The organism is Arenibacter certesii DSM 19833, assembly GCF_000429545.1.
GTDB lineage: Bacteria > Bacteroidota > Bacteroidia > Flavobacteriales > Flavobacteriaceae > Arenibacter > Arenibacter certesii.
Genome location: NZ_AUCB01000004.1, coordinates 1 through 17,422 on the forward strand (window position 1 = coordinate 1; position 17,422 = coordinate 17,422).

Consider the following 17,422-nt stretch of genomic DNA (forward strand, 5'->3'; position numbering starts at 1 on the left):
AGAAGATGCACCTTGGGCCCTTTTTGGCTTCCTTCAGACCAAGGGCCGCTACCAGTTCGTCCCAAGGGATGGCGATATAGATCTTGCCAAGATCGCTTTCGAGAAACCGGGCGTAAAACGCATCGAACTCTTCGGTCTGGGAGGAAAATGTAAAACTGTGCTGGAAATCGTGGATTCTTCGTATCTTGGACATAGACATTAAGATAAAAACCCCGTTTTTTGAGCTAGAGACTCGTTTTCGGGGTTTTATTATATCTAAATATACGAATTAAATACCTGATAAACAAGCAGTTGCGTCAATTCTGAATGCGCCTATATAATATAAGTGGAGAAGCACTTACTATTTTCCCATTTGTCACGGCCAAGGTACTTTTGGTCACAGAACTGTACAAACAGAAGCTATATTTAAAAGAATACTTTTAATTTGATTTAAACTTAATATTAAACCTAAATCGTTTTAAGAAGATGAAAAACTTTAGACAATTATTTTATGCTGGTATAATCTTTATGGTAGCTAATGCTTCCCTAATGGCAGTAAACCCTGGCACTCGTGCTATGGAATGTGGATCAAATCTTGAAACTGTTACTCTCACTCCGTACTCTTTTGTGGGTTCATGGGATTATACAGTTGCAGACGTTCCCTACGAATATAGTACCGGAGTTTTATTTATTTCAAAAGTAAAAAAGGAGTATGTGGTAAAAATAAAATTGCAGTATAATACGATTGAGGCTACTGAGGTGTTATTGGAAAATGATAAAATGAACTTTTCTGTTTGGATAGAAGGGGAAAAAGTTGCTGTTACCCTTGCGTTAAAGGACGATAAATTAATTGGAAAGGCTAATGCTTCTATTGGGCAGATGGCCTTAACTGGTAAACGTAGCAAAGCTTAGTTTTTGGTCCATTGGTCAGTTTCTTTATTCCTCCATACAGCAGTCGGCGTATAAATCTCAATGGCATCAAGGTTTTTATAATGATCTGTTTATATATAGCGGGCATATAATTTATTTAAAAACTAGATGTTAGGGTATTTAATTATTGCGGTGTAAATAAGAGGTAATCTGTAAGTTGCATTTCTTATTGAATAAATATTTAAGGGGAATTTGAAGCTAATGTGAAAACTAGAATATGAAATTTAAAGCAACTCCTCAATAGAATGGGGAGGTTTGTCGCGTTTTCTCTCTTTTAATCGTTATTGAAAATTGTTCGGTTTAATTGTTTGTGATTCAAACTTTTGGAGCTATATTTGATTAAGAGTTTTTTAATTAATTTAATTTTTAGTAATGGGTAGAGGAATTGTAAAGTTTTTTAATGATGCCAAAGGATTTGGATTCATCGTTGAAGATGGTTCTGAAAAAGAACATTTTGTACACGTCTCAGGTTTAATCGACGAGATTCGCGAAGGCGACGAAGTTGAGTTTGAACTAAAGGAAGGAAAAAAAGGATTAAACGCAGTTAACGTTAAAGTTATTTAATAAGTGCTTTTTAATTTTTTACGCTCTAGAGCCTATTCTTTTTGAATAGGCTTTTTACATTTATTAGGGTAAACTAATACTGATGGATCTACTAATATCTACTGTTCCTTGTATGTGACTAGTCTATTTTTTTTAGATTGACATTAATTTTTAATCCAATTTGAACCATTGCTAAAAAATTAAGCCCTTTCCGCTTTTCCTATGTCTTTTTCTATTTTTAATTGACACGGGGAGCTCCTAAGCTCCGATTTATGCCTTAGAATGGGATGGCAACCTCATCCTATCTCAGTTCTTTCCTTAGCGGTCATTGATGGTGTTTGCATTTATAACCTCACTATTCAAAATATTAAAATGCAGTGCCGTTTTCATAATATCATTTTTGGCTGTTTTTTGCGTTGTGGATGGCTAGTAGTAAGAACGCTGTACTGACAAGAAAAATAGTGGTGAGTTGTTCTGTATTAGTAGAGTAGGAGGCTATAAAAAAAATAACCTACCCATTTTTTTTATGTTATACGCTTTTATTTATGACGTAAATTTGGCAAAAAATTATGGATGACCATAGAATATAGAGTAAGGGCAGTAGAGGAGTTGTTTGCTGGATTGGATAAGGAAATAGCAGCTTTTCAAAGCGAGACTGGATTGGGTTGTAAAGCTGGATGTGGCAAATGCTGTACCCATGCAGAGGTGGAGGCATCCCCACTTGAGTTTCTCCCTTGGGCTTTTCATGTCTTTCTAAATGGGAAGGCAGAAGCTACTCTAGAGGAATTAAAATTGAACAAAAGTGCTATTTGTCACCTATATCGACCTTTAACGGTCATAGATCAAAACAGTGGAAGGTGTGGAGATTATGTTTATCGCGGGTTAATATGCAGGCTCTTTGGTTATGGTGCCAATAGGGATAAATTTGGAGAACTGCGATTAGCAACTTGTAAGATTATAAAGGAAGGGCAGGTAGAAAATTATAGTAATGCGGTAGAGGCATTGAAAAAAGGACTGTATGTGCCTGTTTTTACGGATTACTATATGAGGCTCAATCAAATCGATTTTAAGCTGGGGAATTCTATTCTCCCTATCAATAAAGCAATGAAGGTGGCCCTAGAGGAGGTGCTTCAATATTTTGCTTACCGGCCATTTCCTAATGGATTTAAAGATATTGCCTAGAAATTTATAACGATAAGTCTTCAATCGCTATTATAAATTAAACTATACCATCTCCTTTCTCAGATTAATGAGGAAGGAGATTTTTTTGCTACTATACCTATCTTTAATAGAAAAACCCTTAAGCCTTTAAATCGATTTCCTTTAAGTTTTCTATTCTATTCCGGACTAGAAAGGCATCAATGGTCTCAAAATGTTCTATCACCCTATGCTCTTTAAATTCAAATACTTTTTGTGATAGTCCTTGCAGGAAATCACGGTCGTGAGAAACCAATATGAGCGTACCATCAAAAGCTAAAAGCGCTTCCTTTAATACCTCCTTGGATTTAAGATCCAAATGGTTGGTAGGTTCATCCAAGATCAGCAGGTTAACAGGCTCTAACAGTAGTTTTACCATTGCCAGCCTAGTTTTTTCTCCCCCAGACAGTACACTTACTTTTTTCTCCAGATCATCACCACTGAACATAAATCGCCCTAAAATATTTTTAATTTGCGTGCGTATTTCCCCTTCGGCTACCTCGTCTACCGTTTGGAAGATAGTAATTTCTGGATCTAACAGAGAGGCTTGGTTCTGGGCAAAATAGCCCACCTTTACATTGTGGCCCAAGGTGCATTGTCCCTCTACCTCAATTTCTCCCAAAATAGCTTTTATCATGGTAGATTTACCTTCCCCGTTTCGCCCTACAAAAGAGACTTTCTCTCCTCTGGTTATGGAAAAACTGGCATTTTTAAAGACAACCTTGTCACCATAACTTTTAGAAAGGTTTTCTACACGAACAGGGTAGTCTCCAGATCGGACGGAAGGTGGGAAGCGCAGTTTTAAAGCAGAAGTGTCAATCTCATCGATCTCTATAATCTGCAATTTTTCTAACATGCGTTCCCTAGAGTTCACTTGGTTGGTTTTAGAGTAGGTTCCTTTAAAACGTTCTATAAACGCTTGGTTATCGGCAATAAATTTTTGCTGCTCCTGGTAAGCCTTTATTTGGTGGCTTCTTCTCTCTTCCCGCAATTGCAGATAGTGTGAGTAATTAGCCTTATAATCATAGATCCTTCCCATGGTAACCTCAATAGTCCTATTGGTAATATTATCTATAAAGGTTTTATCGTGGGAGATGACTACCACCGCTTTTGCTTTGTTTAGCAAGAAGTCTTCTAGCCAGACAACCGATTCAATATCTACGTGGTTGGTAGGCTCGTCTAAAAGGATGAGGTCTGGTTTTTTCAATAAAATTTTTGCCAGTTCTATCCGCATTCTCCATCCACCGCTAAATTCGCTGGTAAGTCGGTGAAAATCGTCTCTTTTGAAACCGAGTCCGCGTAAGGCTTTCTCTACTTCTGCCTCATAGTTAAGGTCTTCCAAGGCATAAAACTTCTCCCCTAGGTCCGAAACTTTCTCTATGATTTTCATATAAGAATCCGACTCATAGTCTGTACGTGTTTCCAATTCCTTGTTTAGGCGCGCCATTTCATCACGCATTTCAAAGATTTCCTTGAAAGCTTTAGAGGCTTCCTCAAAAACGGTACAACTATCGTCGGTCAGTAAATGCTGTGGTAAATAAGCGATAACGGCATCTTTGGGAAAGCGTATATTTCCCCTATTGGGTTTTTGCTCCCCTGCGATGATCTTCATCATAGTGGATTTTCCCGCTCCATTTTTGCCCATCAAGGCAATTTTATCGTTCTCATTAATCACAAAGGATACGTCACTGAACAAGGTATCGCCACTAAACTCAACCGCTATTGCGTCTACAGAAATCATAATCGGATTTTAAGTGTGCAAAACTAGATAAAATTGAGATACAGTGTTTATTAATTTATGCGATGTGAATATGGCCGATTGAAATAAGTTGTTATTTGATTCAAAGCCAAAATCCTTTAGATGGCTTGATATTATGAATTGGGCATTCTTATGATATTTTTTTCTATGCCTTATTTGAACGGATTTTAAATAAATAAGGACGAATAAAACAATCTTTTACAGGGTGCTAAAGTTCAATAGGTTATATTTAATAGTGTTTAATTAATGTTCGATGGATGATAATGTAGTGATCAATTTTACCCCCACAGGTATGATACCTACCAAAAGTATGACTCAGCATATCCCGGTGGGTGTTGCGGAAATAGTTGAGGATGTTCTTAGGGCCAATGAGCTGGGGATAACCATGGTACATTTACATGCTAGAGATGAAATTTCTGGGGAGCCAACCTACAAAAAAGAGATTTATGGAGAAATAATCGAAGGAATTCGGAAATATGCCCCATATCTTGTTATTTGTGTTTCTTTAAGTGGAAGGAATTATAGCGAATTAGAATTAAGGGCAGACCCGCTGTCTTTAGAGGGTTTCTTAAAACCGGATTATGGGAGTTTGACCCTAAGTTCATTAAATTTCAATACTATGGCCAGTGTAAATTCTCCAACTACGGTTCAAAGTTTGACTGCGATTATGAAAGAAAAGGGAATTGTTCCAGAATTGGAAGTATTCGATATCGGAATGATTAATTATTCCAAATATCTAGAAAGAAAAGGTCTGATTGAAGCGCCATACTATTTTAATTTACTACTGGGAAATATTGCATGTGCCCAAGCAGATTTACTGCACGTTGGTGTTATGGTAAAGGATCTTCCGGAGGATTCATTGTATAGCTTGGCAGGGATTGGGAATAATCAGTTTAAGATGAATTCCTTGGGGATTGCAATTGGTGCAGGGGTAAGGGTTGGACTGGAAGATAATATATGGTTAGATTCTTCAAGAACCACGCTGGCAACCAATATGAATTTATTGGAAAGAATTCATATAATAGCCAGCGCAAATGAAAGAGAAATTATGACGCCAAAAGAATTTAGATCAAAAATGAAATTGGAACCGGGTAATGGAAAATATGGGCGAAATTATGACTAAGAAAAAATAACATGCCAATAAAGGAAAGTAGAAAAGTATCTAGAGTCAGAAGATTTCGGGAGGTAATTAAAAATGGAATGTTACTCTTCGGAGTAAAAAATCGTTTGGCGCGAATTGGAATTACAATAATGCCCTATTATTGGGTCCAAGAAGAGTTTGAGACATGTGCCGAACCACAAATTAAAGGTGATGTTTCGGAGTTCAAGGTAAGAGAACTTAATCTAGATGAGTTGATGTTAGTAAGCAAGGGAATTGAGAATTTGCATCTAGACGTGCTAGAAAAACAATATAATGAGTGTTTGTTATGTTTGGGGTTAGAGCATAATAATCAAATAGCAGCCTATATGATTATTGGAGTTAAGGACCTGCATTTTAGAGGAAGATTGTTTCCTATAAATAACAATGAAGCCTATCTTTCAAGTATGTGGACATTTCATGATTTTAGAGGTAGAAATCTAGCACCTTATTTAAGATATAAGAGTTATCAGGTATTAAAAGAACAGGGAAGGGATATCAAATACAGTATAAGCGAGTATTTTAATAAATCTACCCTCAAATTTAAAAATAAGCTTAATTCCAAACCTCTTCAACTTTTTATTTATTTTGATCTGTTCGGAAAATGGAAAAGAAACTACTTGCTAAAATCCTACACAGATTAAAATGATACTTCACTTATTCTAAATAGTAGCCATATTCATCTCCTGTGCATATTTAATAGGGTGTGCTTTTCTTTAGCCAATGACGCATCATTATTATATGTTATTTTCCCATGTAAGACAATTATTAAGGTGCAGGAATGAGGTTCTTATTTTAAGAATAGATTACCATTGACTTATAGATTAAGCATTAAATTTGCCGGAGTAAACGTGGAGTAAAATGATTTTATGCAACATCTCCCTTATAGCTTAATTGTTATTATGGAATATTCTAGATTATCCTCAATAAGCGCTTCTCACTTTATGGAAGCATGGCAATTGTACGAGAGCTCTTTCCCACAAGAGGAAAGACGGACTTTGGAAGTACAGGAGAAAATCATGCAAAATGCTGAGTATAATTTTGAGGTAGTGTTTTCTGGTGATCGTATGCTGGGATTTATATTGTGGTGGGGATTTAAGGATGTGGTATTCGTAGAGCACTTTGCTACAAGTCCAGAGCTTAGAGGGCAAGGATATGGAAAAATTATTTTACAAGAGTTTCTGAAGCGTGGTAAAAGACCGGTTATATTGGAAGTAGAACTCCCAGAACCAGGAATTAAAGAGCGAAGAATAGGCTTTTATGAAAGACTGGGCTTTACATTAAATACGCATCAATATGTGCAACCTCCTATGCAAAAAGGGTGTGGGGCACTAACCCTGTACCTAATGTCGTATCCAAAGGAGTATTCAGCGGAGTCTGTTGCCCACTTTGTAGATAATTACCATCCTCTTATCTACGATCAGGGATTGCTATAGTATTTAGCGCTATCCTTTGGTGTCAGTGATACTTTAATATTTCACTGCTCACTGACTACCGATTACTGTCCACTGCTCACTGCCCCATGTGAACTTATTTTTTAGTTCTTGTCCTTCGCCTAAGTTTAGAAATCCGATCCTTGTAATACGCTTTTAGTTCTTCTAAAAAGTCCATTGGTTCCTTGTATTCTGTAAGCACCTTAAAGGTGTGTTTGTTTTTAGCCAGATGTAGAGCTTCTTGGAGTCGGGCTAGTTCCATCTTTAAGAAATCGAGCCCAGAACCAGTGATTTTCTCTGGCTGTGGGGTAGAGGGTAGTAGGGTATTTCCGCTAAAAACATGTGCATGGTATGCTTGTAGGGTGGCGAGATCACCTTCTTCATATATCTGTATCAATTGGGTGGTTATCTCCGTCGCGAGTTCCAATTTGTCCCTTTGAGTGGAAAATTTATCGGGATGCACAAATAACATCGCTTCGCGGTACAAGCGCTTTTTTTGTTGTTGTTCTTCTTTATTCCTTAGGGGAGTTGGTTCTTTCGTGGTTAAAGACAGGGTGCTGGTAGGACTATAATTTTTTCCGCGCTGTTTTTGATTCTTTCGTTGTTCTTTTTTGGCTTGTTTCTGTTGCTTATAAAGTAAGGAGAGCTCCTGCTCCAATATTATTTGGTCCTCTAATTTGGCGACAATCAATTTTTCGAAACCTAAAGTCCGGTCAACAACCTCCTGTAGCTCCCTTTCAATTGCATTTATTTGGTCCTGTAACTTTTGAATTTGTGAGTGGGGAAGATTGGGGAGGTTTGGATTCATAATATCAAAATACAGCAAAACGCTTATTGGCCTTAAAATTAATCATTTCTTTTATCTCCTTATTTGTAGGTAATCTAAAATATTCATCTTGTGCGGACTAGGATGCATAGCGCTTAAGTATGCCGTGTTTAGTAGGTAAAACGGGCTGTAAATCAGAAAACATACAAGACGGTGTTGCAATTTTAGTTTAACTTAGCACTAAATTGCTACAACAGAAAAACAGCATAATACATTGCAATTACATGATTTAATGAGCATGACCTACATCTGGTCAGAAATCCGAATGAAGAGCGAACCTGACTGCATTACAGGCAATCTTACCTGCCGTAGATGGGTTCGTATACCTGTACTGGAGTTAACCGGTAGTCAGGCGTAGCCGAAGTTTGCCCGTTTAAAAAATATAATTAATATCTACATATGAAACAATATCTTATTATTGGATTGGGATTATTGGCTTTGGCTTGCGAGGCTCCCAAGGAGCAAGCAGACTTAATAGTATTGAATGCCAATGTGTATACGGTAGACGATTCCTTTTCCAAAGCTTCGGCATTTGCCATAAAGGATGGGAAATTTATTGCGGTTGGTACTACGGAAGCTATTAAGGAGCAATATGCTTCAGATCAAATAATGGATGTAGATGGGAAAACCATTGTACCCGGATTAATAGATGCTCATTGTCATTTTTATGGGTTGGGACTAAATCAACAAGTGGTAGATTTAACAGGTGCTTCTAGTTTTCAAGAGATATTGGATAGGGTAACGATTTTTCAAGAACAAAACCCAAGAGATTTTATTGTAGGCAGAGGTTGGGATCAGAACAATTGGAAAGTAAAAGAATTCCCTACCAAAGAAGAATTGGATAAGCTTTTTCCCGATACTCCAGTATCATTAAGAAGAATAGACGGACACGCCTTAATTGCAAATCAGAAAGCTTTGGATATGGCCGGGATTACCAAGACCACCAAAGTGGATGGGGGTGAAGTGATTTTGAAAAACGGCGAACTTACCGGCGTACTTGTTGATGGCCCTATGGGACTGGTAGATGCCATTGTTCCTGGACCAGATAGGGAGACCAAAATTACTGCATTAAAGAAAGCTGAGGAAATATGTTTGGAATATGGCCTTACTACGGTCAACGATGCGGGACTAAGTAGATCTACCATAGAGCTTATAGATAGTTTACAGCAAGCTGGGGACCTATCTATAAGAGTATACGCTATGGTAAGTGCTTCCCAGGAAAATTTAGATTACTATTTGCCAAGGGGGATTATAAAGACCGATAAATTAAATGTGGGTTCTTTTAAAGTATTTGGAGATGGGGCATTGGGGTCTAGAGGAGCCGCTATGAGGGAGCCGTATTCAGATCAACCCGGGCATTATGGGGCAATGGTTACCTCCGTCAGCACAATTGAGGATATAGCGAAACAAATTTCCGAGTCAGACTATCAGATGAATACACACGCTATTGGCGATTCTGCCAATATTGCCGTATTTAGGGCTTATAAAAATGTGCTACAGGGAAAAACAGATCGTAGGTGGAAGATAGAACACGCCCAAATAATTTCTTCTGAGGATTTTGATTATTTTTCGGATGGGATAATTCCTTCGGTACAACCTACACATGCCACTAGTGATATGTACTGGGCCGGAGATAGAATAGGGGAAGAGCGATTGAAAGGAGCTTATGCCTATAAGACGATGTTAGAAAAAGCTGGGACAATTGCCTTAGGGACCGATTTTCCCGTAGAGCAGGTGAATCCATTTTTAACATTCTATAGCGCCGTAGTAAGAAAGGATGTAAATAATTATCCAGAGAATGGGTTTCAGATGAAGGATGCACTTAGTAGGGAAGAAACTTTAAAGGGGATGACTATATGGGCGGCTTATTCTAATTTTGAGGAAGCGGAAAAGGGCAGTATTTCGGTGAATAAATTTGCTGACTTTGCTATTCTAAGTGATGATATAATGACCGTTCCCTTAGAAGAGATTCCTAATATTAAAGCTGAAGCAACCTATATAGACGGGAAGACAAAATAAGTTGCTATGCCTTTTTAAAAAGCGTACTTATTCCGCACACCGCTTTCTATATTTTTTAGAAACAATCTCTAGTTTTTCAGATAAATCCTTAAGCCACACTAATTGATTGTATATCAAATGTGCCTCTTGAAGGTGAGATAGCATTTCCTTCTCAATGGCAATATTGCCATTTTGAATTTCGGTTTCCCGTGCCATTACGAGGTTGTCATAGGAGAACTTTAAATTCTCTTTGGCGATGTCTATGTTTTCGGGTTTATTACTGGGAAGTACATCAATTTGATCTATTTCCTGAGCGGCATTGTTTAGAGTGATCTCAATAAATGATACTACCTTTCTAAAATTATCCGACTCCTCCGTGGTTTTATTATTTTGAATAAAAGTTCCCAAAGAAGCTAAAGTAGAGAGAATAGTATTGTTCAAGGCCACCATTTCATAGATCAAATCTGAGGATTTTTGTTTGGACTTTGGGTCTTGGGACATTCGCTGAAAGGCAGCGTTTAAATTACTTACCGATAAAAAGGCTTCTTTTCTGGGTATTTTATATCCTAACTCCGAATTTTGTTTGGTGCGATATAAGTGTCGAATCGCATCAAGATATTTTGCATTGGCACGTATGCTTTCAGTAAGGAACTTATCTAGGTTCATAGCTTCCCAGCTAGGCCAAAATAGGTAGTTGGCAATAACTGCCAATACGGCTCCCAAAACGGTATCCAATACTCTGTACTGAATAATTTCTAAGGCATTGGGAGTTAGTAAGGAGTAAACAAATATAACGTTGATGGTGATAAAAGTAGCGGCATATCGATAGCTTTGTTGTATTAGGGAGAAAGCCATTGTGAGTGATAATGCAGCCAGAACTCCATATACAATAGGATTTTGGGTTAAAAAGATAATGATTGTGGCAATGACAGCTCCCGCCAGAGTACCTATAATCCTATTGATAGACCGTTCTTTGGTGAGCCCATAGTAAGGTCTCATAATTACAATAAGCGTCAGTAATATCCAATACGTATTTGTAATGCCAAAGGAGGTCCCAAAAATATAGGCAAGTATCATGGCGACGGTTAGTCGGAGGGAATGCCTAAAAATGGGTGATTTTATACTTAGGTTTTGAAGAATAATATTGAAACTATACTCCTGATCTGTAATAAACTGATGGGCATCCTTACTTTTTAAGGAGAGTTTGGAGTCGTTCCTAACATTTGCCAAAGCTCGCCTTACGGTTCGGATCTTTTGTAATTGTAAGGTTTGATAGTCGTGTAAATTCTTAAGCATTACGGCGCCTTCCCTAGCTTGCGGTAACCCCACTAAGTTAACATAGTCCTGTATAGCTAGGTTTGCTTCAGTTAGGGCAGTGACCATTGGCTCTTTGGAAGGGATGTCTTGTTTTGTAATAATGCTATCCGATAATAATCTTAATTGCTCGCTAAAAACACTGTTTACTTTTATAAATTTTTTCAGTTGTATTTTGTGGCCCAGAAAAAGTCGGTCTACCTTATGGTAGTCTAAACTATTGGCTAAGGCAAGTTCAAAAATATCGACAAGCGATATAAAAATCAATAAATGCTTCTCGTCAAAATGGGATCTATTAGCTCTTTTTTCCTTAGTAAGAAGAAGTTCTCTTAGTATTTCGTGCTTTTCACTAATCTCTGATTGTAGCTTATACAAGGTACGTAGTAGTTCGTCTCTTTTTCCTGTTTGGGCTAATAATTCGCTCCTAACTGCCAGATAATCGCCTGTCAGGCTAAGAGTGTCGGATAGTAATTGGGTTTCATCCTTTTTTGGAATTATTCTATTGATCAATAGGGATAGGCCGAGATAGAATAGACCTCCTCCCCCAAGCAATAAAACATGCATCCAAAGAGGAACGGAAGAGATTCCGTGTGCAAGGCTAAATACCATTGCCAGTAGTCCGGAAAATGCAACAAGGGATCCCCTAAATCCATAGACGGCCAGGAGGGAAATAGAAAAGGCAAATAAGGTAATAACGGCAAGTAATACCCAAAAGTGCGGGCGGGCAAGGCTAACTATAAGAGTAACCAACATGGTAAGCACAATACTTATTAGGATACCACGGACCTTTCTTCTTAAACTGCCAGGAATATCGCTGGGTGCATTTAAAAATACTCCGATGGTTATGGGTACTGCATATTCCATGTACCCCATGCTGCCAAGAGTAAGCAAAGGGATCAGTACGGAAATAGTAAATTTGAAAGCACGGAATAATTGGGCGCTTCTAAAATACAGGGAAGATAATCGTATCCATTCCTTAATCATAATACAAAAATACGTGCAATATTTTGGCTTTACTGTTTGTTTGGCAACTAAGAAAACCTAAATGTCTAGGGCTGGGGTGGTTTTAAAGTTACCAAAAAGGTATAAAAAATATAAAGACCGAAGTAGGTGCTTCGGTCTTTATACGGGTCAATGATCTCAGGGCAGGCCCATAAGCCCTCAAACGGAAACTACCGATATTAATTCGACAAAAGCGTCTGAGCAGTATATTCTCACTTAGTGAGTAAGGTCATTTAGAATACTATGGGCAGGGTTACTCTTGTGTTTCCCCATCCTAAAACTAAATTGGTCCCTTTATCCATGTCCTTATACGCTACAGAAAATGCATCTAAAGATTCCGATCCACTGCTCACTTTAGCAGGTACCCTTAGTACATCTGCACTTTCTTGGTAAGAGTAGGCGCCCCACTGATTAAGGTTTTTGTTTAGAATTATAGTCCATTCATTTGCTCCAGGAATCGTAAATAGCGAATATGTGCCCGCGGCTACTGCCTTTCCTCCAATGCTAGCATCTTTGTAAAATGTTATTTCAGAAGCTTCGTTGGCCCCGGTCCGCCATACTTTTCCTGCAGGAGCCAATTCGGAGATAGATCTTCCTTTTAGTTGTGGTCTACTATAGATAACCCTGACCAATTTATCAGAGACTTTGTAATCGGAAGGGTAGGAGGCGATGTCTGCCGGACTTTTATCTAATCCGCTAAATTTTTGTGCCTTTGCATCTGTAGTAAAACACATGGCAATGACCATAAGTGTAATTGTAAAAAGATTTTTCATTATTAAAGTTTTAGTGATTATCAAATTTAAGTAGTATTCCTTATTTATCGGTATTAAAGTTGCAATTTTTCTAGCAACTTACATTATCGTTGATTAGTTCCATAGAAACACGCTTTTACGTTCTTAATTATAATAAATATATAAAGTTTTGTTTTAAATCATAATCAATAAAGCTATATATGTTTTATAATTCCAACCATATACTGACATTTGGTTTATAATTGATATAATAATAAAAGTTATGTGCGGAATTGTTTGTGCTTTTGACGTGAAGGAAAGTACTGAGGCGCTAAGACCTCAGCTATTGGAAATGTCTAAGAAAATTAGACATAGAGGACCGGATTGGAGTGGCATATTTTCGAATGAGAAGGCTATAATGGCCCATGAGCGTTTGGCAATTGTAGACCCTGCTTCTGGAAAACAGCCTTTGTTGAGCGAAGATGGAAGGTTGATCTTGGCAGCAAATGGCGAAATATATAACCATAGGAAATTGCGAGGTAAATTAAAAAAATCCTATAATTTTAAGACAGAATCTGACTGTGAGGTAATCTTAGCCTTGTCCAGAGAAAAGGGGGTGGACTTCCTAGACGAGTTGAACGGGATCTTTGGTTTTGCTATTTATGATGCGGAGAAAGACGAGTATTTTATCGCTAGGGACCATATGGGGATCATTCCACTATATATAGGGTGGGATGTTAATGGAACTTTCTATGTGGCTTCAGAGCTAAAGGCATTGGAAGGTACTTGTAGTAAAATTGAGCTATTTCCTCCAGGACACTATTTACATAGTTCCGATGGGGAAATGAAAAAATGGTATTCCAGAGATTGGATGGAGTATGATGCGGTAAAGGATAATGAAACCAGTATAAAAGAAATAAAAGCGGCTTTGGAAGCTGCGGTACACAGGCAATTGATGTCAGACGTGCCTTATGGAGTACTATTGTCCGGTGGGTTGGACTCGTCCATAACTTCGGCCATTGCAAAGAAATATGCCCAAAAACGAATTGAATCGGACGATACTACAGAAGCGTGGTGGCCCCAGTTGCATTCATTTTCTGTAGGCTTGGATGGATCTCCTGATCTTGCTGCAGCCAGAAAAGTTGCAGATCATATTGGAACGGTACACCACGAAATTAAATTTACTATTCAGGAAGGCTTGGACGCCTTAAAAGACGTGGTCTATAATCTAGAAACCTATGATGTTACCACCATTAGAGCGTCTACTCCCATGTATCTTATGGCTAGGGTAATAAAGAGTATGGGAATAAAAATGGTGCTTTCGGGAGAAGGTGCAGATGAGCTTTTTGGAGGATATCTTTATTTCCATAAGGCGCCAAGTTCAAAAGAATTTCATGAAGAAACGGTTCGTAAATTAGATAAGTTACATATGTATGATTGCCTTAGAGCAAATAAATCTTTAGCTGCTTGGGGAATAGAGGGCAGGGTGCCGTTCTTGGACAAGGAGTTTATGGATGTGGCCATGAGGATCAACCCAAAGGATAAAATGATTAATGGGGAGCGCATGGAGAAATGGGTTTTGCGTAAGGCTTTTGAGGATATGTTGCCAGAAAGTGTCGCTTGGAGACAGAAAGAGCAATTCTCTGACGGAGTAGGGTACAACTGGATCGATACACTAAAGATTATGGTGGCAAATGAGGTAACGGACGAGCAACTGGCAAATGCCAAATATAGGTTCCCCTTGCAGACCCCAACCTCAAAAGAGGAGTTTTATTACCGTTCTATTTTTGAGGGACATTTTCCTTCGGATGCTGCTGCATTATGTGTTCCACAAGAGGCCTCTGTAGCCTGTAGCACCAAAATTGCGTTGGAATGGGACGAAGCCTTTAAAAACATGAACGACCCTTCTGGAAGGGCAGTGTCTAAAGTGCATGCGGATGCCTATGTTAAATAATACGATTTATGGTCCGCTTAAAACCCAATAGCTTAATTGCTACTATAGTCTTTGGAGGGCATACTATTGCGATTATATTTAGGTGAAGTTAGTTTCGATATTAAATAAGTAAAGAGAAGCATCCATTTTCACCAAATTGTTTTGGTACATGGGGGCTTTTTTAGTTTATAGATTAGGTAGTTAATTACTCCCACAACTTTTGAGCTTGATCCAAAAAATGGGAGAGAGATGCTATAAGGACTTTTGCGATCCATTACTACCGAATAAATAAGCTGCAAGACTTTAATTCAGCGATTATCTGGATACATCTATAGTTTTCTTATGGGCAATATCACCTCACACCTTTAAACTACATAGCGCTGCTGCAAATGACCAAATTCTAGCAAATAACCTTCAACTTACGGACGGGGCCTAGGTTTTGCACATTTTTTGTTGATAACTATCCAACTAATACCCGTAACAACCTTATAGTTTACGGGGTATTGCTTATATTTGTAGGATTGCTAAAATTATAATGAAATAAGTATTAATTTATGAGCGAAGAAGCAAAAAACGAAGAGCATAAAAAGAATGATTATTCTGCAGATAGTATACAGGCCCTAGAGGGAATGGAGCACGTACGTATGCGTCCATCAATGTATATTGGGGATGTTGGTACAAGGGGGTTGCATCATTTGGTATATGAAGTAGTGGATAACTCCATTGATGAAGCAATGGGTGGCCATTGCGATTCTATCGAAGTCATAATTAACGAAGACAATTCTATTACCACTACGGATAATGGTAGGGGTATTCCAGTAGATATTCATAAAAAAGAAGGGGTTTCCGCATTGGAGGTCGTAATGACCAAAATCGGAGCTGGAGGTAAGTTCGATAAAGATTCCTATAAGGTTTCTGGTGGGCTCCACGGTGTTGGGGTGTCCTGTGTAAATGCCTTGTCCAAGCACCTAAAGGCTACCGTTCATAGGGACGGGGTTGTTTGGGAGCAGGAATACAGTAAAGGAAAGGCGCTCTATCCTGTAAAAAGGGTAGGAGAGACCGATAAAAGAGGAACGGTTGTAACTTTTTCGCCCGATGATACTATTTTCACCCAGACGATAGAATATAGCTATGAAACCTTAGGAAACAGAATGCGCGAATTGGCTTTCTTGAACAAAGGTTTAGCCATTACGCTTACGGATAGGAGACAAGTAGATGAAAATGGTGAGTTTGTTAGTGAGCGATTTTTCTCTGAGGAAGGTTTAAAGGAATTTATAAAATTCTTGGACGGAAACAGGGAACCGCTAATTAGCACCGTAATTGCTATGGAAGGCGAGAAAAATGATATTCCCGTAGAGGTGGCTATGATTTACAACACTTCTTATACTGAAAATCTTCACTCCTACGTAAACAATATTAACACCCATGAAGGAGGTACACACCTTTCTGGTTTTAGAAGAGGATTAACAACTACCCTTAAGAAGTATGCGGATGCATCGGGGATGTTGGATAAGTTGAAGTTTGAAGTACAGGGTGATGACTTTAGAGAAGGATTAACCGCTATTGTATCCGTAAAAGTACAAGAGCCGCAGTTTGAAGGTCAGACAAAGACCAAATTAGGAAACCGAGAGGTTTCTTCTGCTGTGAGTCAGGCGGTATCCGAAATGCTAACCAATTATTTAGAGGAGCATCCAGATGATGCCAAGATAATTGTTCAAAAAGTGATTTTGGCCGCTCAGGCTAGACATGCCGCTACTAAAGCGAGGGAAATGGTCCAGCGTAAAACGGTGATGAGTATAGGAGGTCTTCCTGGAAAATTATCGGATTGCTCGGAGCAAGATCCTTCATTGTGTGAAGTATTCCTTGTGGAGGGTGATTCGGCGGGTGGTACTGCCAAACAAGGAAGAGATAGAAACTTTCAAGCAATTTTGCCTCTAAGGGGTAAAATCCTTAACGTAGAGAAAGCTATGACCCATAGAGTTTTCGAAAATGAGGAAATTAAAAACATCTATACTGCATTGGGAGTTACTATCGGAACCGAAGAAGATAGTAAAGCGCTTAACCTAGAGAAATTACGTTACCATAAAGTAGTAATCATGTGTGATGCGGATGTGGATGGTAGCCATATTGAAACTTTAATTTTAACATTCTTCTTCCGATATATGAGGGAGTTGATAGAAGGAGGTCACGTATATATTGCTACGCCTCCATTATATTTGGTTAAAAAAGGATCTAGAAAGCGATACGCGTGGAGTGATGCGGAACGAGATGAGATTGCAGAGAGCTTTGGAGGTAGTGTTGGTATACAACGATATAAAGGTCTTGGAGAGATGAATGCCGAGCAATTGTGGGATACCACAATGAACCCGGAATTTAGGACCCTAAGACAAATAAATATTGATAATGCTACAGAAACAGATAGGGTTTTCTCTATGTTGATGGGCGATGAGGTGCCGCCAAGACGAGAGTTTATTGAGAAAAATGCCTCTTATGCCAATATAGACGTATAAGAAAGTTTGATTTTAATGATATAAAAACCTGCACGATGAGTGCAGGTTTTTTTTGTTATGGGAGTATGGTATTCCTCTTTATTTGAATTCGTTAAATGGGTGGCTTACAGCGTTAAAATGATGAAAAAA

14 protein-coding genes are annotated in these 17,422 nt (G+C 38.4%); 9 read left to right on the forward strand and 5 right to left on the reverse strand.

The genetic code is table 11. From position 1 onward, the window contains the following. A partial coding sequence (locus tag G466_RS24215) for a hypothetical protein (protein WP_205622013.1) occupies positions 1–193 on the reverse strand: 193 nt, incomplete at its 3' end. Positions 194–465: 272 nt separating this feature from the next. Between G466_RS24215 and G466_RS0101075 the strand changes: the two genes are divergently transcribed. The 3 genes from G466_RS0101075 to G466_RS0101085 all read left to right on the forward strand — a co-directional run bounded on the left by G466_RS0101075 (position 466) and on the right by G466_RS0101085 (position 2,634). Beyond that, on the forward strand, positions 466–891 hold the full coding sequence (locus G466_RS0101075) for a hypothetical protein (protein WP_026811969.1): 426 nt from the start codon (positions 466–468) through the stop codon (positions 889–891). 390 nt (positions 892–1,281) lie between these two features. Next, on the forward strand, positions 1,282–1,473 hold the full coding sequence (locus G466_RS0101080; protein ID WP_026811970.1) for a cold-shock protein: 192 nt from the start codon (positions 1,282–1,284) through the stop codon (positions 1,471–1,473). A gap of 552 nt (positions 1,474–2,025) precedes the next feature. Continuing rightward, positions 2,026–2,634: a hypothetical protein gene (locus tag G466_RS0101085; protein ID WP_026811971.1), complete on the forward strand. Its 609-nt coding sequence runs from the start codon at positions 2,026–2,028 to the stop codon at positions 2,632–2,634. Between the two features lie 118 nt (positions 2,635–2,752). On the opposite strand, the gene G466_RS0101090 is transcribed toward G466_RS0101085, so the two are convergent. Then, the gene (locus G466_RS0101090) at positions 2,753–4,390 is read right to left on the reverse strand and encodes an ABC-F family ATP-binding cassette domain-containing protein (protein ID WP_026811972.1); all 1,638 of its coding nucleotides are present in this window, start codon (positions 4,388–4,390) and stop codon (positions 2,753–2,755) included. A gap of 271 nt (positions 4,391–4,661) precedes the next feature. On the opposite strand from G466_RS0101090, the gene G466_RS0101095 reads away from it, so the two are divergent. The 3 genes from G466_RS0101095 to G466_RS0101105 all read left to right on the forward strand — a co-directional run bounded on the left by G466_RS0101095 (position 4,662) and on the right by G466_RS0101105 (position 6,982). Next, positions 4,662–5,531: a BKACE family enzyme gene (locus G466_RS0101095; RefSeq protein ID WP_026811973.1), complete on the forward strand. Its 870-nt coding sequence runs from the start codon at positions 4,662–4,664 to the stop codon at positions 5,529–5,531. A gap of 11 nt (positions 5,532–5,542) precedes the next feature. Beyond that, positions 5,543–6,190 (forward strand): hypothetical protein, encoded by a 648-nt coding sequence (locus tag G466_RS0101100; protein ID WP_026811974.1) that lies wholly within the window; start codon positions 5,543–5,545, stop codon positions 6,188–6,190. A 258-nt stretch (positions 6,191–6,448) separates the two neighbouring features. Beyond that, entirely contained in the window at positions 6,449–6,982 is a 534-nt protein-coding gene (locus G466_RS0101105; RefSeq protein ID WP_034234380.1) for a GNAT family N-acetyltransferase, read from the forward strand. Positions 6,983–7,076: 94 nt separating this feature from the next. On the opposite strand, the gene G466_RS0101110 is transcribed toward G466_RS0101105, so the two are convergent. Then, on the reverse strand, positions 7,077–7,787 hold the full coding sequence (locus G466_RS0101110; protein ID WP_026811976.1) for a hypothetical protein: 711 nt from the start codon (positions 7,785–7,787) through the stop codon (positions 7,077–7,079). Between the two features lie 417 nt (positions 7,788–8,204). Here G466_RS0101110 and G466_RS0101115 point away from each other — a divergent pair, with 417 nt between their 5' ends. Continuing rightward, a complete protein-coding gene (locus G466_RS0101115) occupies positions 8,205–9,824 on the forward strand; it encodes an amidohydrolase (protein ID WP_026811977.1) in 1,620 nt (539 codons plus the stop codon). A gap of 27 nt (positions 9,825–9,851) precedes the next feature. On the opposite strand, the gene G466_RS0101120 is transcribed toward G466_RS0101115, so the two are convergent. Together G466_RS0101120 and G466_RS0101125 are read right to left on the reverse strand one after the other, a co-directional pair. Next, positions 9,852–12,101, reverse strand: coding sequence for an FUSC family protein (locus G466_RS0101120; protein ID WP_051315483.1), 2,250 nt, complete (start codon positions 12,099–12,101; stop codon positions 9,852–9,854). 251 nt (positions 12,102–12,352) lie between these two features. Then, positions 12,353–12,892 (reverse strand): DUF2911 domain-containing protein, encoded by a 540-nt coding sequence (locus G466_RS0101125; RefSeq protein WP_026811979.1) that lies wholly within the window; start codon positions 12,890–12,892, stop codon positions 12,353–12,355. A gap of 241 nt (positions 12,893–13,133) precedes the next feature. Between G466_RS0101125 and asnB the strand changes: the two genes are divergently transcribed. Both asnB and gyrB read left to right on the forward strand, forming a co-directional pair. Beyond that, positions 13,134–14,804, forward strand: a complete 1,671-nt coding sequence (gene asnB / locus G466_RS0101130; protein ID WP_026811980.1) for an asparagine synthase B — start codon at positions 13,134–13,136, stop codon at positions 14,802–14,804. A gap of 533 nt (positions 14,805–15,337) precedes the next feature. Beyond that, on the forward strand, positions 15,338–17,293 hold the full coding sequence (gene gyrB / locus G466_RS0101135; protein WP_026811981.1) for a DNA topoisomerase (ATP-hydrolyzing) subunit B: 1,956 nt from the start codon (positions 15,338–15,340) through the stop codon (positions 17,291–17,293). Positions 17,294–17,422: the final 129 nt, after the last annotated feature.

Coding starts and splice junctions, on each gene's coding strand:
- G466_RS0101075 (WP_026811969.1), top strand. CDS start 466: ATGAAAAACTTTAGACAATTATTTTATGCTGGTATAATCTTTATGGTA.
- G466_RS0101080 (WP_026811970.1), top strand. CDS start 1,282: ATGGGTAGAGGAATTGTAAAGTTTTTTAATGATGCCAAAGGATTTGGA.
- G466_RS0101085 (WP_026811971.1), top strand. CDS start 2,026: ATGACCATAGAATATAGAGTAAGGGCAGTAGAGGAGTTGTTTGCTGGA.
- G466_RS0101090 (WP_026811972.1), bottom strand. CDS start 4,390: ATGATTTCTGTAGACGCAATAGCGGTTGAGTTTAGTGGCGATACCTTG.
- G466_RS0101095 (WP_026811973.1), top strand. CDS start 4,662: ATGGATGATAATGTAGTGATCAATTTTACCCCCACAGGTATGATACCT.
- G466_RS0101100 (WP_026811974.1), top strand. CDS start 5,543: ATGCCAATAAAGGAAAGTAGAAAAGTATCTAGAGTCAGAAGATTTCGG.
- G466_RS0101105 (WP_034234380.1), top strand. CDS start 6,449: ATGGAATATTCTAGATTATCCTCAATAAGCGCTTCTCACTTTATGGAA.
- G466_RS0101110 (WP_026811976.1), bottom strand. CDS start 7,787: ATGAATCCAAACCTCCCCAATCTTCCCCACTCACAAATTCAAAAGTTA.
- G466_RS0101115 (WP_026811977.1), top strand. CDS start 8,205: ATGAAACAATATCTTATTATTGGATTGGGATTATTGGCTTTGGCTTGC.
- G466_RS0101120 (WP_051315483.1), bottom strand. CDS start 12,101: ATGATTAAGGAATGGATACGATTATCTTCCCTGTATTTTAGAAGCGCC.
- G466_RS0101125 (WP_026811979.1), bottom strand. CDS start 12,892: ATGAAAAATCTTTTTACAATTACACTTATGGTCATTGCCATGTGTTTT.
- asnB (WP_026811980.1), top strand. CDS start 13,134: ATGTGCGGAATTGTTTGTGCTTTTGACGTGAAGGAAAGTACTGAGGCG.
- gyrB (WP_026811981.1), top strand. CDS start 15,338: ATGAGCGAAGAAGCAAAAAACGAAGAGCATAAAAAGAATGATTATTCT.